This is a genomic window from Oceanobacillus halophilus (genome assembly GCF_003628505.1).
Taxonomy (GTDB): domain Bacteria; phylum Bacillota; class Bacilli; order Bacillales; family Amphibacillaceae; genus Oceanobacillus; species Oceanobacillus halophilus.
The window spans coordinates 164,829-189,505 of sequence record NZ_RBZP01000006.1 but is presented as its reverse complement, the minus strand read 5'-3'; the positions used below and the strand labels follow the sequence as shown (position 1 = coordinate 189,505).

At 36.6% G+C, this 24,677-nt stretch carries 27 protein-coding genes and 2 riboswitches; of the genes, 17 read left to right on the top strand and 10 right to left on the bottom strand.

The annotated features are described in order from the left end of the window. The 5 genes from D8M06_RS19840 to D8M06_RS10220 form a co-directional block, all read left to right on the top strand. The coding region (locus tag D8M06_RS19840; protein ID WP_421904282.1) for a hypothetical protein at positions 1 to 338 on the top strand (338 nt) is incomplete at its 5' end. 277 nt (positions 339 to 615) lie between these two features. Next, complete coding sequence (locus D8M06_RS10235) at positions 616 to 2,160, top strand: alpha/beta hydrolase (RefSeq protein ID WP_158591779.1); 1,545 nt, start codon at positions 616 to 618, stop codon at positions 2,158 to 2,160. Between the two features lie 88 nt (positions 2,161 to 2,248). Continuing rightward, a riboswitch (cyclic di-GMP riboswitch) is annotated at positions 2,249 to 2,334 on the top strand. Between the two features lie 27 nt (positions 2,335 to 2,361). Beyond that, positions 2,362 to 2,517 (top strand): anti-repressor SinI family protein, encoded by a 156-nt coding sequence (locus D8M06_RS10230; RefSeq protein ID WP_121204305.1) that lies wholly within the window; start codon positions 2,362 to 2,364, stop codon positions 2,515 to 2,517. A 199-nt stretch (positions 2,518 to 2,716) separates the two neighbouring features. Then, a riboswitch (glycine riboswitch) is annotated at positions 2,717 to 2,792 on the top strand. Between the two features lie 322 nt (positions 2,793 to 3,114). Beyond that, positions 3,115 to 3,390, top strand: a complete 276-nt coding sequence (locus tag D8M06_RS10225; protein ID WP_121204304.1) for an ACT domain-containing protein — start codon at positions 3,115 to 3,117, stop codon at positions 3,388 to 3,390. A gap of 32 nt (positions 3,391 to 3,422) precedes the next feature. After that, entirely contained in the window at positions 3,423 to 4,784 is a 1,362-nt protein-coding gene (locus D8M06_RS10220) for a PFL family protein (protein ID WP_121204303.1), read from the top strand. A 62-nt stretch (positions 4,785 to 4,846) separates the two neighbouring features. Here the strand turns inward: D8M06_RS10220 and csaA are convergent, their stop codons facing one another. Then, positions 4,847 to 5,179 (bottom strand): chaperone CsaA, encoded by a 333-nt coding sequence (gene csaA / locus D8M06_RS10215; RefSeq protein ID WP_121204302.1) that lies wholly within the window; start codon positions 5,177 to 5,179, stop codon positions 4,847 to 4,849. 987 nt (positions 5,180 to 6,166) lie between these two features. Between csaA and fabF the strand changes: the two genes are divergently transcribed. From fabF to D8M06_RS10195, 5 genes are all read left to right on the top strand, one after another. After that, a complete protein-coding gene (gene fabF, locus D8M06_RS10210) occupies positions 6,167 to 7,408 on the top strand; it encodes a beta-ketoacyl-ACP synthase II (RefSeq protein ID WP_121204301.1) in 1,242 nt (413 codons plus the stop codon). Positions 7,409 to 7,506: 98 nt separating this feature from the next. Beyond that, complete coding sequence (locus D8M06_RS19710) at positions 7,507 to 7,791, top strand: hypothetical protein (protein WP_147404968.1); 285 nt, start codon at positions 7,507 to 7,509, stop codon at positions 7,789 to 7,791. Positions 7,792 to 7,909: 118 nt separating this feature from the next. Beyond that, complete coding sequence (locus D8M06_RS10205) at positions 7,910 to 8,518, top strand: YpjP family protein (protein WP_121204300.1); 609 nt, start codon at positions 7,910 to 7,912, stop codon at positions 8,516 to 8,518. 179 nt (positions 8,519 to 8,697) lie between these two features. After that, positions 8,698 to 8,958, top strand: coding sequence for a metal-sensitive transcriptional regulator (locus D8M06_RS10200; RefSeq protein ID WP_121204299.1), 261 nt, complete (start codon positions 8,698 to 8,700; stop codon positions 8,956 to 8,958). 39 nt (positions 8,959 to 8,997) lie between these two features. Further along, entirely contained in the window at positions 8,998 to 9,297 is a 300-nt protein-coding gene (locus tag D8M06_RS10195) for a rhodanese-like domain-containing protein (RefSeq protein WP_121204298.1), read from the top strand. 99 nt (positions 9,298 to 9,396) lie between these two features. Here D8M06_RS10195 and D8M06_RS10190 read toward each other — a convergent pair whose 3' ends face one another. Then, positions 9,397 to 10,116, bottom strand: a complete 720-nt coding sequence (locus D8M06_RS10190) for an NAD-dependent protein deacylase (protein WP_121204297.1) — start codon at positions 10,114 to 10,116, stop codon at positions 9,397 to 9,399. Positions 10,117 to 10,299: 183 nt separating this feature from the next. On the opposite strand from D8M06_RS10190, the gene htpG reads away from it, so the two are divergent. Next, the gene (gene htpG, locus D8M06_RS10185; protein ID WP_121204296.1) at positions 10,300 to 12,180 is read left to right on the top strand and encodes a molecular chaperone HtpG; all 1,881 of its coding nucleotides are present in this window, start codon (positions 10,300 to 10,302) and stop codon (positions 12,178 to 12,180) included. A 22-nt stretch (positions 12,181 to 12,202) separates the two neighbouring features. Here the strand turns inward: htpG and D8M06_RS10180 are convergent, their stop codons facing one another. Then, positions 12,203 to 12,859 (bottom strand): MOSC domain-containing protein, encoded by a 657-nt coding sequence (locus tag D8M06_RS10180; RefSeq protein WP_121204295.1) that lies wholly within the window; start codon positions 12,857 to 12,859, stop codon positions 12,203 to 12,205. 305 nt (positions 12,860 to 13,164) lie between these two features. Between D8M06_RS10180 and D8M06_RS10175 the strand changes: the two genes are divergently transcribed. From D8M06_RS10175 to D8M06_RS10165, 3 genes are all read left to right on the top strand, one after another. After that, positions 13,165 to 13,779, top strand: a complete 615-nt coding sequence (locus tag D8M06_RS10175; RefSeq protein ID WP_121204294.1) for a TetR/AcrR family transcriptional regulator — start codon at positions 13,165 to 13,167, stop codon at positions 13,777 to 13,779. A 68-nt stretch (positions 13,780 to 13,847) separates the two neighbouring features. After that, a complete protein-coding gene (gene spx, locus D8M06_RS10170) occupies positions 13,848 to 14,258 on the top strand; it encodes a transcriptional regulator Spx (RefSeq protein WP_121204293.1) in 411 nt (136 codons plus the stop codon). Between the two features lie 85 nt (positions 14,259 to 14,343). Further along, a complete protein-coding gene (locus tag D8M06_RS10165; RefSeq protein ID WP_121204292.1) occupies positions 14,344 to 14,631 on the top strand; it encodes a hypothetical protein in 288 nt (95 codons plus the stop codon). Positions 14,632 to 15,262: 631 nt separating this feature from the next. On the opposite strand, the gene D8M06_RS10160 is transcribed toward D8M06_RS10165, so the two are convergent. Both D8M06_RS10160 and D8M06_RS10155 read right to left on the bottom strand, forming a co-directional pair. Next, complete coding sequence (locus tag D8M06_RS10160; RefSeq protein WP_121204291.1) at positions 15,263 to 16,627, bottom strand: sodium/glutamate symporter family protein; 1,365 nt, start codon at positions 16,625 to 16,627, stop codon at positions 15,263 to 15,265. Further along, positions 16,624 to 17,841 carry a lysophospholipid acyltransferase family protein gene (locus D8M06_RS10155; protein WP_158591778.1) on the bottom strand — a complete coding sequence of 406 codons (1,218 nt, stop codon included), beginning with the start codon at positions 17,839 to 17,841 and terminating at the stop codon, positions 16,624 to 16,626. Before D8M06_RS10155 ends, D8M06_RS10160 begins: the two co-directional genes overlap by 4 nt. Positions 17,842 to 18,088: 247 nt before the next feature. Here D8M06_RS10155 and D8M06_RS10150 point away from each other — a divergent pair, with 247 nt between their 5' ends. Both D8M06_RS10150 and alr read left to right on the top strand, forming a co-directional pair. Then, a complete protein-coding gene (locus tag D8M06_RS10150) occupies positions 18,089 to 18,814 on the top strand; it encodes a hypothetical protein (RefSeq protein ID WP_121204289.1) in 726 nt (241 codons plus the stop codon). Positions 18,815 to 19,684: 870 nt separating this feature from the next. Beyond that, positions 19,685 to 20,836 carry an alanine racemase gene (gene alr / locus D8M06_RS10145; RefSeq protein WP_121204288.1) on the top strand — a complete coding sequence of 384 codons (1,152 nt, stop codon included), beginning with the start codon at positions 19,685 to 19,687 and terminating at the stop codon, positions 20,834 to 20,836. 41 nt (positions 20,837 to 20,877) lie between these two features. Here the strand turns inward: alr and D8M06_RS10140 are convergent, their stop codons facing one another. Then, positions 20,878 to 21,072 carry an H-type small acid-soluble spore protein gene (locus tag D8M06_RS10140; protein ID WP_121204287.1) on the bottom strand — a complete coding sequence of 65 codons (195 nt, stop codon included), beginning with the start codon at positions 21,070 to 21,072 and terminating at the stop codon, positions 20,878 to 20,880. A 136-nt stretch (positions 21,073 to 21,208) separates the two neighbouring features. Continuing rightward, positions 21,209 to 21,547 (bottom strand): hypothetical protein, encoded by a 339-nt coding sequence (locus D8M06_RS10135; RefSeq protein ID WP_241558926.1) that lies wholly within the window; start codon positions 21,545 to 21,547, stop codon positions 21,209 to 21,211. A gap of 226 nt (positions 21,548 to 21,773) precedes the next feature. On the opposite strand from D8M06_RS10135, the gene D8M06_RS10130 reads away from it, so the two are divergent. Continuing rightward, the gene (locus D8M06_RS10130) at positions 21,774 to 22,160 is read left to right on the top strand and encodes an OsmC family protein (RefSeq protein ID WP_121204286.1); all 387 of its coding nucleotides are present in this window, start codon (positions 21,774 to 21,776) and stop codon (positions 22,158 to 22,160) included. 345 nt (positions 22,161 to 22,505) lie between these two features. On the opposite strand, the gene D8M06_RS10125 is transcribed toward D8M06_RS10130, so the two are convergent. Genes D8M06_RS10125 through D8M06_RS10115 form a run of 3 tightly spaced genes read right to left on the bottom strand, consistent with a single transcriptional unit; the run spans position 22,506 to position 24,659 of the window. After that, positions 22,506 to 23,249 (bottom strand): P-II family nitrogen regulator, encoded by a 744-nt coding sequence (locus tag D8M06_RS10125; protein WP_121204285.1) that lies wholly within the window; start codon positions 23,247 to 23,249, stop codon positions 22,506 to 22,508. Further along, on the bottom strand, positions 23,167 to 23,970 hold the full coding sequence (locus tag D8M06_RS10120; protein ID WP_121204284.1) for a DUF1538 domain-containing protein: 804 nt from the start codon (positions 23,968 to 23,970) through the stop codon (positions 23,167 to 23,169). The genes D8M06_RS10125 and D8M06_RS10120 overlap by 83 nt, the downstream gene beginning before the upstream one ends. Further along, positions 23,967 to 24,659, bottom strand: a complete 693-nt coding sequence (locus D8M06_RS10115; protein WP_121204283.1) for a DUF1538 domain-containing protein — start codon at positions 24,657 to 24,659, stop codon at positions 23,967 to 23,969. Before D8M06_RS10115 ends, D8M06_RS10120 begins: the two co-directional genes overlap by 4 nt. Positions 24,660 to 24,677 lie beyond the last annotated feature (18 nt).

Sequence of the window (24,677 nt, the reverse complement as noted above, 5' to 3'; positions counted from 1 at the left end):
GGTTGATAGAAGGAGCAAGGCGGTTGATAGAAGGAGCAAGGCGGTTGATAGAAGGAGCAAGGCGGTTGATAGAAGGAGTAAGGCGGTTGATAGAAGGAGTAAGGCGGTTGATAGAAGGAGTAAGGCGGTTGATAGAAGGAGTAAGGCGGTTGATAGAAGGAGTAAGGCGGTTGATAGAAGGAGTAAGGCGGTTGATAGAAGGAGCGAGTCGGTTGATAGAAGGAGCGAGGCGGTTGATAGAAGGAGCGAGGCGGTTGATAGAAGGAGCGAGGCGGTTGATAGAAGGAGTAAGGCGGTTGATAGATGGAGCAAAGCGGTTGATAGCAAGATCTGGTTAGGTTAGTATGCCCCATTATAGAATCTACAGTTAAAACATTTACATAACTCCCAAACCAAGCATTTGAAAATCCAATCTAGCAGAGTGAAAATACTCCTTAAGAGTACACTTACGGGTATTCTTGTTTAAATGAATCTAAATATTTTGAACATTTATAAAATATTTTGTTGAATAAGAAGGAATCTTTATAGTTTTTCACGAAATAGATATAGAATACTAGGACGTTAAGTTTATGAAGTATAAGCGTTAAGTACTATATCGATTGGGAGGAGATTCTTTTGAATTGGATTAATAAATGTGGTGTAAGTATTTGTTACCAGTACTTGAAATCAAAAAACCCCCATGCAAAAGAGACTCTTATTCTTATTCATGGGATTGGCTTGGATTTGCATTCGTGGGATGATGTTATTCCTTATTTTCAAAAGAATTTCCATATATTGCGGTATGATTTAAGAGGGCATGGTGAAAGTGATGCTGGAATTAAACAAAGGAATACGGAAGTACTATATCATGATTTGGTTTTTTTGATAGAGTCCTTACACATTTCCTCTTACCATATAATTGCACAAGGTTTCGGTGGAATGGTCGGTATATACTTCGCTTCTAGGTATCAGGGGAATCTGCAATCATTAATTTTAATTGGGGTGCCAATTTATTATCCGAAGAAACTAGCGAATCAAGTAATTCAAAAAAGAAAGGAAGAAGTTAAGGGAAGTCCATCAATGTTAAAACTGGGAGAGCAATTAATAGAAAAAATCTGTTATCAACTTTCGGATGAAAAGAAACATATTTTGTTAAACTCCTATAATAAAGTACGGCCAGAAGTATATTTTGATTTATTTAATCTAGATATTTTGAATACAACAGTAGCGGACTTTCAACGGATAAATATACCCATTCTCATGCTATCGGGTTCAGAAGATGAAATATATCCACCTGAGTTTAACATTGCTGGCTTATGTTTTAATCAAAAAGCTAGATATCTTTCCATCCCTGATGCGTCGTTTCTCATTCAAATGGATGAGCCAAAACTAACGGCAGATTGGATTAAGCAATTTATTGAAAAAAGTAAAAGTAAAAATTTCTCTGGGCATAAGGATAGCTATTTAGAGGATCTAAGAACACAACTCTATACAGAAATTGGTGGATTACTTAATAGAAAAAAAGATGGTGTGAGTGATGTAAATGAGCTGCAGGTAAATATGTTAGATGGATTTAAAGTTTATATAAATGGAAAGAAGCTTCAAGATGGATGGGGTAGAAGAAAGGCGAAGCAGATTCTTTGTTATCTTGTTATTCACCAATCTTCAACACGTGATGAGCTTTGCGATGTATTTTGGCCAGATGTTCACTTGGAAAAGGCTAGAAATAGGTTGCGGGTTTCTCTGCATTATTTGAAGAGTATGCTAGATAGGTACAGCAATAGCGATTGTGTCCCTTTGTTAGGAACTAACAGAGAACATGTATTTTTACATGGAGAGGTACATTCAGATATACAATCTTACCTTAAAATGATGAAAGAAGCACAGAGCGTAGAGAGTGAAGAAAGGAAATATCAGTATTTTACACAAATCATGATGTCCGAAACAGAGAAGGTATTACCTGGATTATACGAAGAATGTTTTCTTAATTTACGTACTTGGTTGGAAAAGGAATGGCTGAATATATCGCTGTATTTAGCAGATAAATATGAAAAACAAGGGAATATAGAAAATACCATACATTACTTAGAAATTGCCTTAAAATACATCATCAATGGACGCGAGGAATTGAATCAACGCTTAATAAAAATGAAAAAATTGAGGAGTAAATCGAGTGTGTAATGATGGTGTAATGCTCCATATGGTATATTAATAACAGAATTTTCTTAACGATACATTCTTGGGAATTTTGGGTAGTTTTATGATTTAAATCAGAAAAAGGCAAACCTATTGAAAAATAGGGACGCAAAGTCACGGGTCTAAGGTTTTTTCAATCATGATGGCTGGGCTACCTGAAATACATATGTATTTTAGGAGGGGGAAATGGTTAAGGAAGTGAATGCTGAACTTGATCAAGAGTGGGTCAAATTAATTCTGGAGGCAAAGAAGATTGGATTGAGTCTGGAGGAAGTTCAAGCCTATCTTAGAAAGGGTGGAAAGAAGGAAACGGAAAAAGAGGTTCCAAGTATTTGGAGTTAATGGACATTTTATCATGCATAATACAAAGTTCGCATGCCCTTTCAAAAGAAGGGTTTTTCTTTTGCTTTGTATAAGTTAGTTCCGTCAGTTTAGAAGATACCTTCATTATTGACCTTGCAAATAATTATTGATAAGATTATTTTGTTCTAATTAAATAATAAAAAAGTTAGCTATGAATTTTGTGGGTAAAACTACAAAAGGAGCAGCTTCTGGAGAGACCGTTAACTCGGCGCCGAAGGATTCACAATCTCAGGCAAAAGGACAGAAGAGTACGTACAAATAATACTCTTATCTATTCTTCTGAGATTGGTTTAAACCAATCTTTTTTATTTGTCTTTTTTTAAGACTCTTTATGATAGACCGTTGCTTTTTATTGTTTATGTCGGGTTTTGCATAGACTGCTAATTTCTTTAATTAAGAATAAATATCTAATTTAGTGCTTTGTTGATTTCCGCTCCGGGCAGTCGCTTTCCGTAGCGGGATTAAGCACATTACTATGAATTCATATTATCAACAATTTCTATCAACTCCGACATAGTTAAAAAGTAACCAGACATACAAAAAGAGTCTTTAATCTTAATATTAGAGGTGACATCGATGGAAAATAAACGTGCAGTTGTAAGTGTGGTTGGGAAGGACCAGGTAGGAATAATAGCTAATGTAACAACCATTTTATCCAATAATAATATAAATATATTAGACATCAGTCAGACAATTTTACAGGACTTTTTTACAATGATGATGATTGTGGACGTACAAGAAGTAGGAAACTTAGATAAATTGCAAGGGGAATTTGATGAATTAAGTAATGATTTAGGATTGAAAATTAATATTCAATTAGAAGAAATCTTCAAGGCAATGCACCGAGTGTAATTAGAAGTTCAGAATTTGTGAGGAGAATGGAAATGGATATAGAACTTAACGAAATGATGGAGACTATCCGAATGATTCAATTAGAAAATTTGGATATTCGAACAGTAACAATGGGCATCAGTTTATACGATTGTGCAGATTCTAACTTCGATCAAATGAATCAAAAGGTTTACGATAAAATTACAAGTTATGCTGGTCAATTAAAAGAAGTTGCAGAAACAGTTGAGAAAGAGTATGGAATACCAATAATTAATAAACGAATTTCTATTACACCAATTGCAGAAATTTTGGGTAATGCAACGAAAGAACAAGCAATCGAATTAGCAAAGACATTGGATTCAGCAGCTGTAACCTTAGGTGTTGATTTTATTGGCGGATATTCAGCGCTTGTCCATAAAGGAATAACTAAAGGGGACCAAACATTGTTGGATGCACTTCCAGAGGCTTTGAGTGAAACAGAACGTGTTTGCTCATCTATTTCAGTAGCTTCCACTAGATCAGGAATCAATATGGATGCTGTTGGTAAAGTGGGGACGATTATTAAAGAAGCTGCTGAACGTACAAAAGATGAAAATGGTTTAGCTTGTGCTAAACTAGTTGTCTTCTGTAACCCGGTAGAAGATAACCCGTTTATGGCAGGAGCATTTCATGGTTCTGGTGAAGGAGAAGTTGTACTTAATGTCGGAGTGAGTGGTCCTGGTGTAGTTCTAAATGCGCTCAAAAAACATCCAGATGCAGACTTAGGGGAAGTTTCGGATGTTATTAAAAAGACAGCATTTAAAATTACTAGAGCAGGAGAATTAATTGGCAGGGAAGTAGCAAAACGACTTGGTGTACCATTTGGAATAATGGATCTGTCACTTGCACCTACCAATGCTCAGAATGATAGTGTAGCAGAGATACTAGAGGAAATTGGTCTTGAACGTGTTGGCACACATGGGACTATAGCGGCTCTTGCCCTGATGAATGATGCAGTAAAGAAGGGTGGCGCCATGGCAAGTTCTTATGTTGGCGGACTTAGCGGAGCATTTATACCAGTAAGTGAAGACAATGGAATGATTCAAGGAATTACCGATCAATCTCTAACCTTACCCAAACTAGAAGCGATGACATGTGTCTGTTCTGTCGGACTGGATATGATAGCTTTAACAGGGGATGTAACAGCATCTACATTATCAGCACTTATAGCAGATGAAGCGGCAATTGGAATGATTAATAAAAAAACAACTGCTGTCCGTGTCATCCCTGTACCAGGTAAAAAAGAAGGCGATATGGTAGAGTTTGGCGGCTTATTAGGTCGAGCCCCTGTAATGGGTGTGAACGACTTTAATTCAGATAAATTAGTTTCCCGTGGTGGTCGTATTCCTGCACCATTGCAAGCATTAATCAATTAATAGTATCCTATATTGAGGCTATCTAGAGAGATAGCCTCAATTTTAGCAATATATTCGATATCTTAAGCTATAGGTGTCCCATTTTTGACTGATTCATCTGGCCTTAACAGGACTACATCCCCTTCTTTAGGAACTCCTCCTATGATTAAACACTCCGATTTAAAGCCTGCAATCCGCATTGGTGGGAAATTCACCACGCCAACAACTTGTTTTCCGATTAACTCATCAGCTTCGTATCGATGGGTGATTTGTGCTGAAGATTGTTTAATCCCAACTTCTTCCCCAAAATCTATTTTTAATTTAATTGCTGGCTTCCGTGCTTCCGGAAAAGGCTCCGCCTCAAGTACCGTTCCTATTCGAATGTCTAGCTTTTGAAAATCATTGATTGTCGCCATGACCTTACCTCCTAATTATTTTCTAATAACTATTGACATATTTTACTTGTTTTAATAAATGGATCTATCTTTTCTAAAAGATTGTTGCTTTTTAATATGGCTTTACTTTAGATTTTGTATAGACTATTGATATCTTTAATTCAGAATAGTATTGCTCTCGCTCACACTTATGGTTGTTTGTGCGATCACTCGGTCCGGCAGAACATTTCGCTTTCCGCGGGACGGCCTCCTCGGAAGAAACCCATTTCCTGCTCAGGTCTGGACACGTGCTTTTCCCACAGGAGTCTTCGTATTCTGCCTCCGCTATGTTATATGCTCTAAATAGTTTTAAGCTGTAGTCCATAATGTCACGTTTGGGGCAGTTGTTTCACGCATAAAAAGAATTACTCTAAATAAAATCAAGTAGAGCAGGAAATTAGCGGAAATACACGGAGACTCCTTGAAAAAAGAAGACCACTTTTTTCTGCGTGCGATGTTTCGCTGCCGAAGCGTTCCTTGTCCTGCGGGAAGAAGAGCATCGGTGAGACTACGTAGTGAGGGAACTACTTGAATATTCCTCCCTGCTCCCTTGCGCCGAGGAAGCCCGCTTCAAAGCATCACTGGAAGACGCAGGCGCACACGCTTTTCAGCACGAAGGAGGCTCACCAGCTCCCCGCGGAAAGCGTAGTGTATTTCCGTAGCGGATATAAAGCACTATTCTTATTTAAATATATCAACAGTTTTCATCAACTGTAAAACTTCAAAAGCAACAAAATATACGAAAAGAGCTTAACATATATTGGTAATTTTTAGTATAAAACAATACATGATACACATCTATAGGAAAGGTAACTTTTGTTGATATGAATTAATGGCTATATTATGGAATGGTAGAGAGCAATGAAAGCAGACTCCTGTAATTCAGCGTTTTTTTGCAGAGTTGAAAATGTAAAAATACTTATTTAATCGATATAATAGATATAAATTAAAAATTATAGGAGGAGACACGTGAACAAAAGAGTTGTTATTACAGGTGTGGGAGCAGTGACGCCATTAGGGAATGACGCTTTTACCTCTTGGAAGAACATAATAAATGGAGTATCAGGAATTGAAAACGCAACCTTAATAGATACGGAGAAAGTGGATGTGTCCATTGCTGGAGAGGTAAAAGGTTTTGAACCAGCTAACTATATGGATAAAAAAGAGGCAAGAAGAATGGGGCGCTTTAGTCAATTTGCTGTCGCTGCTAGTAAGATGGCAATTGAAGACGCCAATTTATTAATTGGTAAGGATGCAATTCCTGAGCGTGTAGGTGTTTGGATTGGTTCGGGTATAGGTGGTCTGGGAGAATTTGAGGAACAGTACCGGAAATTTCTGAACAAGGGTCAACGAAGAGTGAGTCCGTTTACCATTCCTATGTTTATACCAGATATGGCATCAGGCCGTGTTTCGATAGAATTGGGAGCAAAGGGGATAAATAACTGTTCAGTGACGGCATGTGCTTCTGGAAGTAATTCTATCGGTGATGCCTTTCGTGCCATACAATATGCAAATGCAGATGTTATTGTGGCAGGGGGAACAGAAGCATCCATTACAGAAATGACAATTGCAGGATTTTCCAATATGACTGCACTCTCGAAAAATTCTGATCCTAAAAATGCCAGTCGCCCATTTGATAAAAATCGGGATGGCTTTGTTATTGCAGAAGGCTGCGGAATACTTATTCTAGAAGAACTAGAGCATGCTATGAAGCGAGAAGCAAAAATTTATGGAGAAATAATAGGCTATGGCTCAACAGGTGATGCATACCACATTACTTCACCCGCGCCTGACGGAGAAGGTGCTGAGCGAGCAATGAAAGAAGCAATAATCGATGCTGCTATTTCACCTGATCAGATCGATTATATTAATGCCCATGGAACTTCCACACCGTACAATGACTTATATGAGACAAATGCTATTAAAAAGGTATTTGAAGAACATGCTTATCAATTATCAGTTAGTTCCACTAAGTCAATGACTGGACATTTACTAGGCGGAGCGGGAGCAGTGGAAGCAGTATTTTCTCTACTAGCCATTCGTGATTCAATTCTTCCACCAACGATTAATTATGAAACGCCAGATGAGGCGCTGGACTTGGATTATGTGCCCAACACTGCAAAAGAAAAGAACCTCAATGCCGTTCTTACCAATTCCCTAGGATTTGGCGGTCATAATGCTTCATTAATATTTAAGAAATTCATACTTTAACTTTATGGAAGGACCCTATTTTTAAAATGGCAGGGTCCTTTTTGGTATTCTTAGCTAATTACGAGTTAATAAAGAAGAGCAGGTGACTGATAGGCTGGTTGAGAGGGTTGATAGGACGTGCGGGCCGGTTGATAGAAAGTGCCAGTCGGTTGATAGAACGCCTGAGTCGGTTGATAGAAAGTGTGAGTCGGTTGATAGAAAGTGTGAGTCGGTTGATAGAACGTGCGGGCCGGTTGATAGGAAGAGTGAGTCGGTTGATAGAACGCCTGAGCCGGTTGATAGATCGCCCGACCCGGTCGATAGCCCGCCCGAGTCGATCGATAGCACGTCATATTCGATTGATAGAACACCTATTAACCAGTCAGTTTCCTTATTTAAACTAGTTTTGTGGAATTAGTGTGGTAAACATTACCTTTTTGTTAAATATTAAAAAAATTATACATAATCATTAAATACGTGGTAAAATCTTATTATAAAGGTAATAGAAAAAGGTGATAGTCAATGAAGCTCTGGATGAGGAAAATTGCTGTTGTCCTGATAACGATCGTTACATTAGGAATTTATACGCCGACAGGGTTATTAGAAATTAATGCGGATGAAACGAAGGACAGCTTATCAAAATCAAATCTGAATGAAGATAGACCTAATACAGGAACAAACGTACAACAAGAAGTTAAATTTGATATCCCCCTGTATGATGTCAGCAGTAAAGAATATTTTATTACCGATTTAATGGAAAAAGCGAAAGAACAGACATTGTTGAAATTTGGACCTAGAATGATTGACCGTGTAGAAGATGAATTTACAACTGAAATATTACCAACAATGGAGAATGTTTTACAGTCAGTAGTTGACGATGCCGGAGATAACTATACGAATTATGGTATTACGGAAATCCCTTCAAAAGGATATGGGGAGAGAATATTTCATGTATATGATTATCAAAATGAACAGGATATCGCTAGATTTCACGTTCGCAGAGATAATCGACCGTTAGAAGGGCATTATTTTAATTTTCACTATCATCTTAGCAGTGATGGCTTTAAGGAACATCATGAAATTGGGGAGATATTTTGGGATAAAAACACCCCACCAAAATGGATGACTTAAATATGTTATGATAATTAGATAATACTCTAAAGAAAAGAATTCCTGTTCACAGGGATTCTTTTTTATAGGCTTCTAAAAAAGCAACAACATATTAGAAAAGAAGCCTTTAGAAAATAGACTTTCTATATTATGATTATGAAAAGATGAAATGTAATAAATAGAGAAGGGAAAGGTCATAGATGATTTATGATGATAAGGTAACCAACCGTTTAAAACGTATTGAAGGGCAAGTTCGGGGGGCACTCCGTATGATGGAGGAGGATAAACATTGTAAGGATGTTGTCACGCAGCTCTCTGCAGCAAGAAATGCTATCGACAGAACCATCGCATTGATTGTAAGTAAGAATTTAGAACAATGCATTCGTGAAGAGGAAGACAATGATAAAAATGCGGATGAACTTATTCAAGAGGCAGTAAATTTACTAGTTAAAAGCAGATAGGTTACAATAAAGGATAAATAAAAATGGAGGTTGATAAATATGAGTGAAATATCAGCAAAGGAATTACAATCCAAACTAGAGAATGGCGAACAACTCAACATAGTTGATGTCCGTGAAGATGACGAAGTAGCGCAAGGGATTATCCCAGGAGCTAAACATATTCGCTTGAGTGAAATACCTCAGCGTACAAATGAGTTCGAAAAAGATAAGCACTATTATATGGTGTGTCGCTCTGGGGGGCGAAGCGGGAGAGCAACAGAATTTCTAAAAGAACAGGGCTATGATGTTACCAATATGGCAGGCGGCATGTTGGCATGGGAAGGCGATGTAGAGAAGTAATTCGTTGAGGTTGTCATGAAATGGCAACCTCATTCTATTTTTGTGTTAGCATAGCGTTAATCGTTGCACCTAAACTGAACGAGTGGGATCTTTATCCGCTCAATCCCACTCCATCCTCTTATCCAATTCCTCAAGCAGCTCACCAATCTTTTTATTATGGATAACTGTATCTGCGTAAAAATCCATTTGGGTCTCTTCCTGGTTTACTATTACTAGCTTTGCGCCGTTTTCCTTAGCAATTAGAGGGAATTGGTTAGCTGGGGTTACACTTAAAGATGATCCGAGAACAATAAATAGGTCCGCCTTTTCTGATTCCTTTAAGGCATATTGGAATGCATCTTGTGGCAATGTCTCACCAAATAAGACAACGTTCGGTCGTAAGATTCCATTACAACTACAATGGTATTCTTTATTTACATATTCTTCACTGTCGTATTCTTTCCCACATGTTTGGCAGTGTAATTTTTGTAGAGTGCCATGAAGTTCGGCAACGCGCTCACTTCCTGCCTCTTGATGAAACCCATCAACATTTTGTGTAATAATCGATTTAACTTTTCCAATCCCTTCCCAGTTTGATAAGATATAATGACCTTTATGCGGCTTATATTCTTTAACGCCAAGTACACGCTCGCGATAGAAATCAATAAAATCTTCTACATTATTATTCAGTGCTTGAGTACTGGCAATTTTGCTTGGATCCTTTTTCCTCCAAAGTCCTTGGTTGGTTGAACGAAAGTCAGGTAAACCACTTTCGGTAGACATACCGGCTCCAGTGAAAATCACGGTGTAGTTGGATTTTTGTAGCCATTCGCTTAACATAAATGTCCCTCCTATCCATACATTCCTTTCTTTATTATAACTTTTTTATTCAATGATTATCTACTTAAACAGACAAGCAATGCTTTTCTAATTGACATGCCAAATCCTATGTGTTATTAAAAATATAGGTATTATCACTCAGGTGTGAAGAGTGCTAATAAAACTATTTAAGGAGAGGTAACCATGGCAAAAAGAGAATTTAAAGCGGAATCGAAAAAGCTATTGGATATGGTGATTAATTCTATTTACTCCAAACGTGAAGTTTTTTTAAGAGAATTGATATCAAACGCTAGTGATGCGATTGATAAGATTTACTACCGAGCTCTAACCGATGATCATCTAACATTCAATCAAAGCGATTACTATATAAAAATTGACCCAAATAAAGACACACGCACTCTGAAGGTGATAGATACTGGAATTGGTATGACAAAGGAAGAGCTGGAGTCCAATTTAGGTACGATTGCGAGAAGTGGCTCATTTGATTTTAAAAATGAAAATGAATTAAAAGACGGATATGATATTATCGGTCAATTTGGGGTAGGTTTTTATGCTGCATTCATGGTAGCAGATACTGTTACAGTAATGACCAAATCATTAGATAGTGATGAGGCTTATAAATGGGAATCACAAGGTTCTGATGGGTATACTATTGAAACAATTGATAAAAAAGAACCTGGAACGGAAATTATTCTCGAAATCAAAGAAAACACAGAAGATGAGAATTACGACGAATACTTAGAAGAATATCGTTTAAAACAAATTGTTAAGAAATACTCTGACTTTATTCGCTATCCGATTAAGATGGATGTAACGGAAAGTAAATTAAAAGAAGGAACAGAAGATGAGTATGAGGATGTTATTGAAGAACAGACAATCAACTCTATGGTACCGATTTGGAAGAAAAATAAGAGTGAACTGACAGATGAAGATTATGAGAACTTTTATAATGAGAAACACTATGGTTATGACAAACCTTTAAAACACATCCATATTAATGTGGATGGAACAGTGCGCTATAATGCCATTCTCTATATACCAGAAAACGCACCTTACAATTACTACACGAAAGAGTATGAAAAAGGTCTGGAACTCTACTCTAATGGAGTCCTAATCATGGAAAAATGTGCAGACTTGCTTCCAGACTATTTCAGTTTTGTCAAAGGGATGGTAGACTCAGAAGATCTTTCCCTCAATATTTCAAGAGAGATGCTTCAGCATGATAGACAATTGAAGATTATAGCCAAAAACATTAACAAGAAAATCAAGACTCAATTGTTAAGTATATTACGGGATGACCGTGAAAAATACGAGAAATTCTATGCATCCTTTGGCCAACAATTGAAATTTGGTGTGTATAGTGATTACGGAATGAATAAAGAACTCTTGCAAGATTTATTATTATTCTATTCTTCTAAAGAGAAAAAGCTCGTAACCTTAGAAGAATATGTATCAAGAATGCCAGAAGATCAAAAGTATATTTATTATGCTACAGGTGATTCCAATGAACGAATCGAGAAGTTGCCACAGACAGAAATGGTAGCAGAAAAAGGCTATGAAATTTTATACTTTACGGATGAGATTGATGAGTTCGCCATTAAGATGCTGATGAACTACAAGGAAAAAGAATTCAAGTCTGTATCAAGCGGTGACTTAGGAATTGAAGAAGATGAGAATAAAGAAAGCGAAGAAAAGGAAGAAGAGAATAAGGATCTTTTCGCATCTATGAAAGAAATTCTGGCAGATAAAGTAAAAGATGTACGAGTTTCCAAACGACTAAGATCACATCCTGTCTGCTTAACAGCTGAAGGTGAGATCTCCATTGAAATGGAAAAAGTCATTAATGCCATGCCAGATGACCAGCAAATTAAAGCGGATAAGGTACTGGAAATTAACGTGAACCATGACGTTTTCCAATCCTTACAAAATGCCTATGAAAATGATAAAGAGAAATTAAGCTTATATACAAATCTGCTTTATAATCAAGCATTACTTATTGAAGGGTTACCTGTTAGTGACCCAGTAGAGTTTACGAATGACATTTGTAAAGTAATGGTTCCGTAAATAAAATTTAGACCTCTGCCTATCAACAGGTAGAGGTCTTTTCTATTCGTTTACGTAATTTTTTTTGCCATTCATCGGCTAACTCTGGAACTTTAAGCAGACGATTCATTGCATCTAAGTCATCGTGCCTATGAAGAAGTGTCATGGTAGCATCATGCACGCAAATTTTTTTCTTTGGTGATGTTAGGAGTTCCAGTTTGGAGTTTTTCCGTACCTTGCCTTCTTCAAGCACTCGGCATAAATATCCTGTATAGCCTGTTTCAACAAGTCTCTTTAAAAGGGTAGGTATATTTGTTCGTTTATTAATGGTACTGCAAGGGATTCTGCCCTGAGTAACCTGAATGACAGCATTTCCTAGTTGAAATGTATCACCAATATGAATATCATGTTCTAACATATTGGTTACAGTAAGATTCTCACCAAAGGCAGCGCAATCCAGGGATGTATTAAATTCATTTTCCCACATCGAGTAATGTTCATAAGGGTAGATACAAACCGCTCTGTCCAATCCACCATGATTCTTTAAATCAGCAACACCATCTCCAAAAAAGCCATCTCTAGCCAAAAAAGCTACTTCTACTTCCTCTTTTTTGATTCCTGTATTCATTTCTTTTCCATTACCATATGTCATCTTTTTAGGTTTCCCAACTGCAAAATATTTAATTTCCCTTTCGCCCATAATATCCCCCTTTTTATTTTCTATTAGGATACCTTTAAAATTAGGCTCTTTTCGAAAAGAGCCTAAAATAATTTTATCACAAAAGGTATAAGCCTGTTTTAAATCGTAAATACTTTCGTTAAAAAGAATGATACCTTTTATTTCCCATAAAAATGCCACATTTGAATGGTAAATTATAATTAACGGGGTATAGAGTTATGGTGACAAGGTGTCATGAAAAATATTGACAAATGACAGTGTGTCATTTATTATAAAAAATGTACATAAGTGACATCGTGTCATAATGAAAGTTTGGAGGTTTAACATTGCCCAAGCGGACGTTTTTTAACTTACCTGAGCAAAAAAGACAGAACTTAATGCAAGCAGCAGAAGAGGAATTTGCCAAGTCTCCGTTATATGAAGCATCTATCTCTAATATTGTTAAATCTGCTGGAATTCCTAGAGGTAGTTTCTATCAATATTTTGAAGATAAGGAAGATGTCTATTTCTACTTACTTAAAGAAGAAACGAAAACTAGAAAAATAGAATTAATTGATAAATTAAAGAAACATCATGGAGATATCATAGATGCAGTAATTGACATGTATTATGAATTTTTAGTAGATCTTCCTGATGATCAAGAACTTAACTTTTTAAAAAATGCACTATTAAACGTTACACACAAAATAGAGGATGCAGTTACCTCTATGTTTGAAGATAGTCATTCAAATGATTATATGGAACAAATAAATCGGTTGATTGATAAAGAAAGATTGAATATTGAAGATGACCAGCAAATCTATCACATCCTGCAGATTATTGTTGCTGTGGCTTTTCGAAACTTTGTAGAGAAGTTTTCCAAAGAGTTATCAGATAAGGAAGCGATTGAAAACTTTTCAATCGAGATGCAATTACTAAAAAATGGACTTTATAGAAACTAAGTGAATCTATCTTATAATTTCATACGTATCACTATTAAATAAAATTAATAAAGAATGGGGAATGATAAATGAGTGTAAGGATATATGGCGCTGCATGTTCATCAACAAGAAAGGCAAGACAATGGTTTGCTAAACAAGAAATTGATTTTGTAGAAAGGAATATCTTAAAAGAACCACTAACTGTACACGAGCTCCAAGCGATATTGCGTATGACAGTTGATGGGACTGATGAAATCATCTCAACTAGATCTAAAGTTTATAAAGATCTTAATTTAGATATGGACGCGATTCCATTACAGGAACTGTTGGAATTGATTCATAAGCATCCAAGATTACTTAGAAGTCCAATAATTGTAGATGAAAAGCGCTTGCAGGTTGGTTATCACGAAGATGATATTCGTCAGTTTTTACCTAGGAAGACTCGAGAATATCAATGGCTAAAATGGCGAATGAGTAACCTGCAGTTTGCTGAAAGCTAAAATAACAAAAGTACGCTTTCATTGTGCGAAGGTGAGTACCCGTTTCGAAATACAGAAGCAGTTACTGGAACTTGGAGGGAAGTAAATGCAGATAATAGCTGAACAACCGTATGTGAAGGTTGAGAGGCAAGTGAATAGTATTGAACAGGTTGATATTGAACACCAACGCACTCTTTATTTATATCATGAAAAAGTAGTGACTGAACACCGCGAATTTCCAATTAAGGACATCATGGATGTTTCTTATCGGTTAATTGGTGATAAAGGAGGCCTCCTCTACTTACATACCTCCAAAGGGGTATATTCCTACATTGTAAAAACATCACCAGAAGAATTTGTTCTAAAATGTAAAGAGCACATCTATAATAAATAACCCTCATAATCAGTAAAAGGTGGCAGTATTTCTCATACTCCCACCTTTTTGTTTTAGGCTCTTTTCGTATTGTTTGTTGCTTTTTGAAGTTTTACAGTTGATAGAAACTCCTGATTTATTTAATTAAGAATAGTTAGCGCTCGCTTATACTAATGAAAGTTTTGTACGATCATTCGCTCCGGCAGAATACTTCGCTTTCCGCGGGCACGGCTTCAGCCTCCTCGCGGAAAAAGCGCCGCTGCGGGGTCTTCAGACTCGTGCTTTTCCCGCAGGAGTCTACGTATTCTGCCTCCGCTAAGATAGATGTACAAAATATTTTTGAGATTATAACTCATTGAATCACGTTTAAGGCCGTTATTATTCTTATAAACAACATATTTTTTGTTTATATAAGTAGAGCAGACAACTTAGCGGAGGAAATACACGGAGACTCCTGCGGGAAGATAAGCCTAGGTGAGACTACGGAGAGCGATAGCTCGGAGTAGGCTCAGCAGCGCCCGCGGAAAGCGTAGTGTATTTCCGTAGCGGATATATAGCAGTATTCTTAATTAAAGTAATCAATAGTCTATACAAAATGCAAAGTAAAGTCATGCTAAAAAGCGTCCTATTCGCAAGTAGATTGTTAAGCTAGCTAGATTGCTTTTTTAGAGCGAAAATGCAATATGGTCATTAATCCGAGAAAATAGATGATTAAACCTATTAAAGTATATATATATAATATTGGTTTGTTTTCGATATAACCAACAACTGGTACGTTCAAAAGTAATAGGAGTGGAAATCCAAATATAATGGCAGATGCACTACCCATGACCAAGTTTTCGGTTGTATTTGACTTAAATTGTGGATCTACTGCTTTGACAAGTGCCATACCAGTTGAAATCGTCCCGGTTGCCATACCATAAAAGCCTAGTGTATTGGGAAGCTTATCATTCGGGAAAAGTCTAGGTACTACCCAAACCATAAATAGGATAGTCACAAAACCTCCAATGGTTGTTAATAAGATAATAGGTATTAAATAATCCTGTAAGGCATGAATGGATATTGCTGCAATCGAAGCAGCAATCATATAATCAAAAGCAAATCCAGATATACGCTGTAGCAAGAAGTTATTTGGTTCATGTTCCAGCTTAAATCCCTTATCCTTTAACCGATTTAGAATAATGCGAAAAGCCATCGCATATAAACTGCCAATGATAAAGTGAAAGCCTAGCAATAGTTGTGCCAACGTTTCTCCAAATGTACCTAAAGGAGTTAATATATTTTCAAGACCTATTAGTGTTAGATAGGTTATTAAGTAAATAGTGCCGATAAGTGCTATTTGATACGTTAATTTATCAATAGCATCAGCTAAAGGAATTTCATCTGGATCAGATGTTTCAATAACATCTTCATGATGTAAAGCTGAATCCTGATCAGAGGATTGAAATCTTTTGTTTTTAACTAAAATATTAATAAGAATGATACCTATGACAGTAGCCCAAATAAATCCTAGTCCAGCTATGGTTAAACCAATATTTCCACCGCTATTTATACCAAGCTGTTCCCATTGAGTTCCAATGGAATAGGCTTGTCCAGGTCCTTGCCCGAACCCTAAGGGCAAAAGCAAACCAATCCCAGGGAAAAATTCTGGGAAAAAGAACTGTATCAATAAAAGGAAGAAGGAAAATCCGACAATTCCCTGAATTAGGTAGGTAGATACAATTAGCATTCCTGCATTTAAAAAGTTTGGACTGTTTTTTACATCACGTTCTTTTAAAGATAGAGCAATAAACCCAATAGCCATTAAGTGGTATACAAGCTCCCCGAGTATATCCAAATCGAAATGTATCCAGCCGATTAATTCTGTGCCAAAAATTAAACCAAGGAATCCGGCAATCATGGAAGTTGGAATAATCCATCTAGTTAAGAAGGGAATTCTAGCTTTTAAAACGGCTGCAGTCACAACCAGTAATGATAAAAGTAAGAAATCTATAATGAAGAGCCAAGATTCACTCATGAAATCCCCTCCTTGCTGTCTTTATTTTGTAGCAAAGTTTGAATAACTTTAAGCCATTTATATGCAGATGTCCGTGGTTGATAGAATTCAAGTCGATACATTGTATCATGAATAAAAAAGTCAAGCATATGATGTAAATGAATATTGAGGCCATCTATTTGATGAAGCGGAAATAGGAAAAGTTCTCCTTTTTCTGAAGCAAATGCAAGTACTTCATTCTCACGGTCGAGAGTAAGATTTCCAGAAGATACAAGACGGAACTTCTCTCCTTTTTTCGATGCTTTCAAATTCACATGATCATCCATAACAGCTTTCCAAACTTCACTCATTTGCTTATCAACCAGTGACTTTTTCATAAACTTAAGTTGCCACTGGTTCCATTCATGGGTAGTAGAGTATATTAATGGAAAGTTCACTTTTTCAAAATTACCATACTCTGTATAGCGAACGGTATAATTACAATGCTCACATTGGAACATGTCATGGTGAGAATGCAGGTTTTCAGGTGTTTTACAGTTAGGACATACAAAGAGTAGTCTCTCTAAATAATTAGCAAGATTTTTTCCTTTATATGGTATATTCTTTTCACTTTGCCAATCCATCTCACTATAGACAAAAGCATCTGTTAACTTTTTAAGAATCTCTTCAGGCTTATCTTGTCTAAATTCGCCTTTATCAAATTTTTTAGTTAGAGATATATAAATTGGACCTTTACGATGTCCAAGTCCCCACCTTGGCTGGTTTAGATGTCCGCCTTTTATCGTTCCAATTACAACAGGAATATCTAGTAGTTTTGCTAGTTTTGCTGTTGCTAGATGGATAGGTTCTGTAACACCATCCCAATTTCTGTTGCCTTCTGGAAATATACCAATGATTCGATTATGTTTTTTTGCTTTAATCATACTTCTAATCGTACGTGTATCATTGGTTGATTTCATTTTTGGGATAGCACCAAAATAATATAAGATACTTTTGAGTATTGGAATACGGAATAACGAATCACCTGCGATAAAGCAAATAGGTTCTTTTACGATAAGGTTAATAAATAATGGGTCCCAGTTATTTACGTGATTGGACAAAATCAAATATGGACCCTTCAAATCAACCGTGTCATCTTGTTCGATGATTATCTTGGTACGTGTATTTATGAACTTTCTAATGGAGAATTTGATTATATTTACCAATAATTTATTTGGTTTCTTTTCGATGCTCACGAGTCTCACTTCCTAATCATATACTGATCTTTGCTTTATCTAATGCAAAAGTACCCAATTATTTTCTTGGAAAAAGAAAAAAAGACCAGTATTATTCTATCATATAAAATGACAATTTCTTTAAAGAAAAAATTATTTCATGCAGTAAAATTTATCCATAGTCTTTTAGTAGACATGTATGGTAAATGTACAGCTAACCCCTTTACTGCATAGGATATTACAGTAATGCGGATAAGGGGTGAAAATAATGGGATTATATATAAATCCTAATTATGATAAGCATATTTATAAAAATGATAATGGCTTACCAGATCCAAATCAACATTTCTTTATAAAAAACCATACAGCAGAAATGATAGAGGAACAAAAGAAAATTAATAATTCCTTAAATCATTCTTTTCATGAATTAAGAAAACGATATGATGAGCAAGAATTGAAACAATCGAACAAGTGGAATGAATTTAGAGAGCAATTACGTGATTTGAAAGATATGAACGTAAAACAAGAAACATTAGAGACCCAAGTTATTAAGAAGTTAGAAAGACTTGAAGAGGGTAACAGAAGATTACAAGAAATGGTTTCTAAGAATCATTCATTCGAGCAGGAATTATTAGAGGAAATGAATCAATTAGCGGTATCGCAAAAAGGGATGGAGAAGCAAATAGATGTCTACGGAGAAATAAAGGAGGAATTGCAATTAAATATCCAGCAGCAAACAGAATTTCAATACCAAATCTCCGAGCAAATGAAAGCACAAGAACAAAGCCAGGAAGGTATGATGAGGCGTCTCGAAAATCAAGAAGCACTAACCCAGAAGATTACAAGACAGCTTGAACATTTTCGTTCTATCCTATATGAGAGAACCAGTCATCTGTCAGATAAGATTGATGATGTTTCTGCCTACGTCATGAAGCTCGTATCAAAAGATCCGTTGCAGACAACAATCTTGATGAAAGAGAATACTCATAAATAATAGCAGCAAGATGTTGGGACATAAGAAATGGAATGTAATAAATTGCGAACTTTATTCGAGGGTAAACTCGCTCTGGGCCTTCGCTTTTCATGGAGAACGGGTGAGCCTACTACGCATTATCGCACTTAGTAGACTCACCTAATCTTTATTGTATAATATTTGTTGCTTTTTTTTAATGGGGAAAAGTGAAATAATAGCAATATAAAATATTTATAGCTATTTTACTTTGGCTCTTTTCTAAAAATATTGTTGATTTTTCAACATAAGTTTATTTCGCATTTTATATAGAATGCGAGTTACTTTAATTAAAGATAAATGTAGTGCCTTGTTGATTTCCGCTCCGGGCAGTCGCTTTCCGCGGGCGGCTGATGAGCCTCCTCGTGCTACCGCACTGCGGGGTCTCATCTAGGCCTATCTTCCCGCAGGAGTCGACTGCCCTCCGCTCCAATCAACCTGCTTAATAGTGGTAGCCTTACCTATATCTATAGAGTCTTTATAAAATACTTGGAAGTAATAAAGCACCAAATTAGCGAAGGAAATACACGGAGACTCCTGCCGGAAGAAGAGCATCGGTGAGACTACGTAGTGTGTCAGCACGGAGGAGGCTCACCAGCTCCCCGCGGAAAGCGTAGTGTATTTCCGCAGCGAGAGTTGAGCACATTACTTTGAATTCAGATTATCAGGAGTTTCTATCAACTATGCACTATAGTAGTGAACGATAACACTTCTATAATCGATTAAGTTACACCACATTTCAGTTTAATTATGACGTTTAAAAAAGCAATAAACTTATATGAAAAGAGCCAACTTTAATTAGTGACAGTATAAAATAAGAATGAAAGGTAGTTTGTCATTAGGAGGAAGTTAATTATGGTAACTGATAGTTATCGGGATACATGGGTGGAGGTATCACTGGATTCCATACAGGGAAATGTAAAAGCTTTTAAGAAGCATTTAAATCCTGGCAGTAAATTCATGGCAGTAATCAAAGCGGACGGTTATGGACACGGCGCCAAAGAGATTGGGGAAGCAGCACTGGAAGCGGGAGCTGATTATCTTGCAGTAGCTCTGCTCGATGAAGCGATACGACTTCGACAATCTGGAATACAGGCTCCTATTTTGGTTTTGGGGTATACAGGTTCAACTAAAGCTTTTGAAGATGCCATACAAAATAATATAACGTTAACAGTCTATACGGATGATAGTGCAGGACAAATTAGGAGTATTGCTGAAAATTTAAAGCAAACAGTACATGTACATATAAAAATAGATAGTGGAATGAATCGTATTGGGATTAAAGAAAAGGAAAAAGTATTGGAATTAGCGCAATCCCTTGAATCAAACTATGTTGATTTAGAGGGGGTATTTACACACTTTGCTGATGCAGATAATACAGACTCATCCTATACGAAGAAACAATTTAGCCATTTTACAACAGTATGTAATTACTTGGAAGAAAATGGATTTACAATTCCTCTTAAGCATTGCTGTAATAGTGCAGGTACAATTGCATACCCAGACATGCATATGGACATGGTACGGGTGGGAATCAGCCTTTATGGGTTATATCCGAGTGAACATTTACGAGAAAAAATTGCATTAAAGCAAGCAATGAGCTTTAAAACAAAGCCTGTTATGATAAAAAAGGTGGAAGCGGAGGAGCCAATAAGTTACGGTTGCACCTTTAAACCAAAAGAAACGTCCATCATTGCTACCATACCTGTTGGTTACGCCGATGGATTCACTCGTGCTTTGTCCAATAAAGGAAATGTCACGGTAAAAGGGAAAAAAGCACCAATTGTTGGACGTATTTGCATGGATCAATCCATGATTGATGTTTCAGGTATCCAGAATGTAAATGAACAAGAGGTGTTTACTATCTTTGGTGAACCTAATGATGGCTTTATTTCTTTAGCAGAAGTAGCAGATCAATTAGGGACGATTCATTATGAGATTGTTTGTTTAATTGGAAGTAGAGTACCAAGAGTCTATATAAAGAATGGAAAAATAGTTGGTAAGTAATAAATACTATATACTTACAGTAAAACCTCTAAGTAGAGGTTTTACTGTAAGGGCAAATTATGTTCGGTTAGCCCATTTAAATCAACCTTTTGCTCATGATTCATTTCATCAAGTGGAAAAACAGTTGCTGTTTCCTCCTTGTCATGAACATCTTGAATATAAACTGGAATTCCGTGATAGTTTACATTAATCATTGTAACGGAATCGATAATTTCTTTGGCGCGTTTGCTATCCATATGATCCTCCTTTGCAATGGCATTTTTATTTTTTGTAATTGCGTATGTAACTATTCGATGAAAACAATACCAGTTTATTGTGGAAATAGAACCTCTGGGATAAGCAGTAGCCCAGAGGTTGTTTATTACCTATGATTTAGAACCATGGATTTCTTCTGCGGCGGTGTTTTCGTTCATCGAAATCACCAGCAACATCATCGTCGTAACGATCATGATGTTTATTTCGACCGCGTTCATCGGACACACCAGCAATGTCATCATCAAAACGATGATCATGTTTTCTATGATCACGTTCATCAAAATCGCCTGCAATATCATCACGGTGACGTTTTCGATGCTTTCGGTCCCTTTCTATCACATTAACTTCATCCGCATAGATAGTAATTTCATCTGCATTGATTCTTACTTCATCTATTCTGTCGGATACCCCAGCAACATCATTATTACGCTGTTTGCGTCTTCTGCATCTAGCCATTAGAATCCCTCCTTTAATCGATCTAATATAATATATGAATTAATCTTCATATCGAGTAGACAATCATAGGAAATTGTAGAAAATTGGTTACTTACCCTTCTCAAGCTCTAAACCAGTTAGCTTACGGGGACAAGCATGATTGGTATGCTAAAAACTATCTTTATTCACCAAATTTTCATATATATTATGTATAATAGTAAAAAAAGGTATAAAGGAAAGTGATAAAATGGAATTTATAATGAACGAAGAGGGGTTTCAGTCAGACTTTGAATTTGGAACATTAAAAGTCTCCAGTAACGATCAGTTTGGTTTTAGACCATATGCTCTACTTGTATCTTCTGTAGCGGTATGCAGTGGTGGAGTATTGAGAAAAATATTAGAAAAAAAGCGTATTTCATTTGACGATATAAAAATAAGTGCGGATGTAAAAAGAAATCCGGATATTGCCAATCGTGTAGAAGAAATAAAACTTCACTTTACTATCATAGGAAATGACATATCTGAAGATAAGGTTGAAAAAGCGATGAATTTAACGAGGAAAAATTGTTCCATGATACAATCCGTTCAAGACAGTATCCATGTAGTTGAAACCTTTGAAATTAAAAATGTTTGAAAATAAAAAACTAAAGGCTCTTTTCGTATAGTTTGTTTTTTTTGAAGTTGTACAGTTGATAGAAACTCTTGATATATTTAATTCAGAATAGTTTGCTCTCGCTTACACTAATGAAAGTTTTGTGCTAGGATTCGCTCCGTCAGAATACTTGCGGTTCGCGGGCACGGCCTCAGCCTCCCCGCGGAAAGCGTAGTGTATATTTCCGTAGCGAAGACAGAGCAGTATTCTGAATTACAAATATCAACATTCTATATAAAATGTCATGTAAAAAGCAACAAACTTTTAGAAAAGAGCCAAACTAAAAGAGACTAAGACAAATGAATTTTATGTCCTAGCCTCCTCTTTTTAATTCTCTATTTGACTTTCCCATTTTTCGTTAACCATACGATTTAACACATGGTTAATTCCGACTGTTTTCTCTACCTCAAGTACAAAGGCAATTCCTTTTCCTGGTTTGTTTAAATGAGCATCTTCTTCAATAGCATGCAGTACATCGGTTGTTTTGTCACGACTGATTAAAGTTAATACTAATTCTTTCTCCGGTTCAATTAAGATATTAAAAAGCTTTGCTTTTTCGTGGATTCCGGTTCCACGCCCATGAAGAATGGTACCTCCTTCAGCCCCCGCTCTTTTAGAAGCATCAACAACCTTATCAGATTCTCCTTTGTTTACAATTGTCAGGATTAGGTCATATAATATTTCTTGGTCTTTCATAATGTCATACCCACCCTCATCACTGTTTTCATCATGCTCTATTGGTATTCCTAACATATGTGATACTCCACTAATATGTTTGGTGTCTATTACAAATCCAATACCTTGCTTAGGTTTGTTTAAATTAACCGAATCGACAATTGCGTTCATTACGTCAGGGAAAATGTTTGTAGGCACTAATGTTAAGATAATTTCTCTTTCGCGTTCTATGGGAATACCTAGAAAACTCGGTTTGTCATTTAGGCGAAATCCTTTTCCACGAAGTGTGGTTCCACCTCTTGCTCCGGCATTTCTAGATGCTTGAATTACTTTTTTGGCTTTTTCTTTCTTCACAATTGTCACGATTAATTTCTGTTGAGTTCGCTTCTTTGTCATCCTGAGCCTTCTCCTTTCTGCTATATAGGACTCCCAGGGTAAGTACGGATAATATTGGAGCTAGTGCTACAAGAGCGACCATTCCAAACCCGTCAAGTAGCGGATCTCTCCCTTCTGTTACAGAGGCAATACCAACAAACATGGCCAGGATAAAGGTTGCCGTCATTGGACCTGTTGCCACCCCACCAGAGTCAAAAGCAATGGCTGTAAATGTTTTTGATGTATACTTTACCATAACTAATGCGATTATATAACCTGGGAGGATAAAATACCATAGGGAAATGCCCAAAATAATTCGAACCATAGATAAAGCGATAGCCAGACCTACTCCAATCGATAAGGTATACAGTAAAACCTTTTGCGGGATATAACCACCAGAAGCCTCATCAACTTGGTGTAATAGTACACTGACAGCTGGTTCAGCAAAGATAGCAAAGAATCCTAGAATAAAACCAATAATAATTAATAACCATAGACTTCGTTGACCGAGAATCTCTCCCATAAGTTCTCCAATTGGCATAAAACCAATATGTACTCCTTGAAGGAAAAAGGATAGACCCAGAAAGGCGAGTAAAAAGCCAACCAAAATATTCTTTACTTTATTTAAGGGTAGCTTTAGAAGGAAGAATTGGCAGATTATAAATAAGACAAGCAGAGGTATAAGGGCGGAAACAACTTCCATCATCGTTCCCCCGAACCCCTCGAATATGTGCAGGTTCATCCGTAAATCACTCCCAATAATAATACCGATAGAATGGGTCCAATAGAAGCAAGGGCGATTAGTCCAAAACCATCTCTTGAAGCAGTTTTTCCTCGAATAACACTAGCTACGCCAACACCTAATGCCATGATAAATGGAACAGTAAGTGGACCAGTGGTAACACCACCAGAATCAAAGGAAATAGGAACGTAAGCAGGAGGGGTGAAAGCAGCTAAAAGAAATATAAGTCCATAGCCAACTGCTAAGATATAAACAATACTGATATTAAAGACAATTCGTATCATCGCGATGGCTACGAAGATTGCTACACCGAGAGCAACTGAGAGAATTAAGACACTTTGTGGAATAGCACCATCTGACACTTGCTCCACCTGAGATGAGAGAACACGTACATCAGGTTCTGCAATGGTAACAACAAGTCCAAGTAAAAAGCCAAAAAGGATGATGAGCCAGAGTTTTTTTGTCTTTGGCAATGCCGAACCAATCATCTCCCCAACTGGAAGCAGCCCAACATTAACGCCAAGCAGAAACAGGATCAACCCAACTCCAACAAAAAGGACACCAATAAGAAATTGCATAAATGTTTCTAGAGGTAACCAGATAATGGTGAATTGCAGGATGGTAATGACTATTGCTATAGGCAAAATTGATTTTATAACCTCAATAATCGTTTCTTTAATATTTTCCATAGCACCCTCCTTAATGAT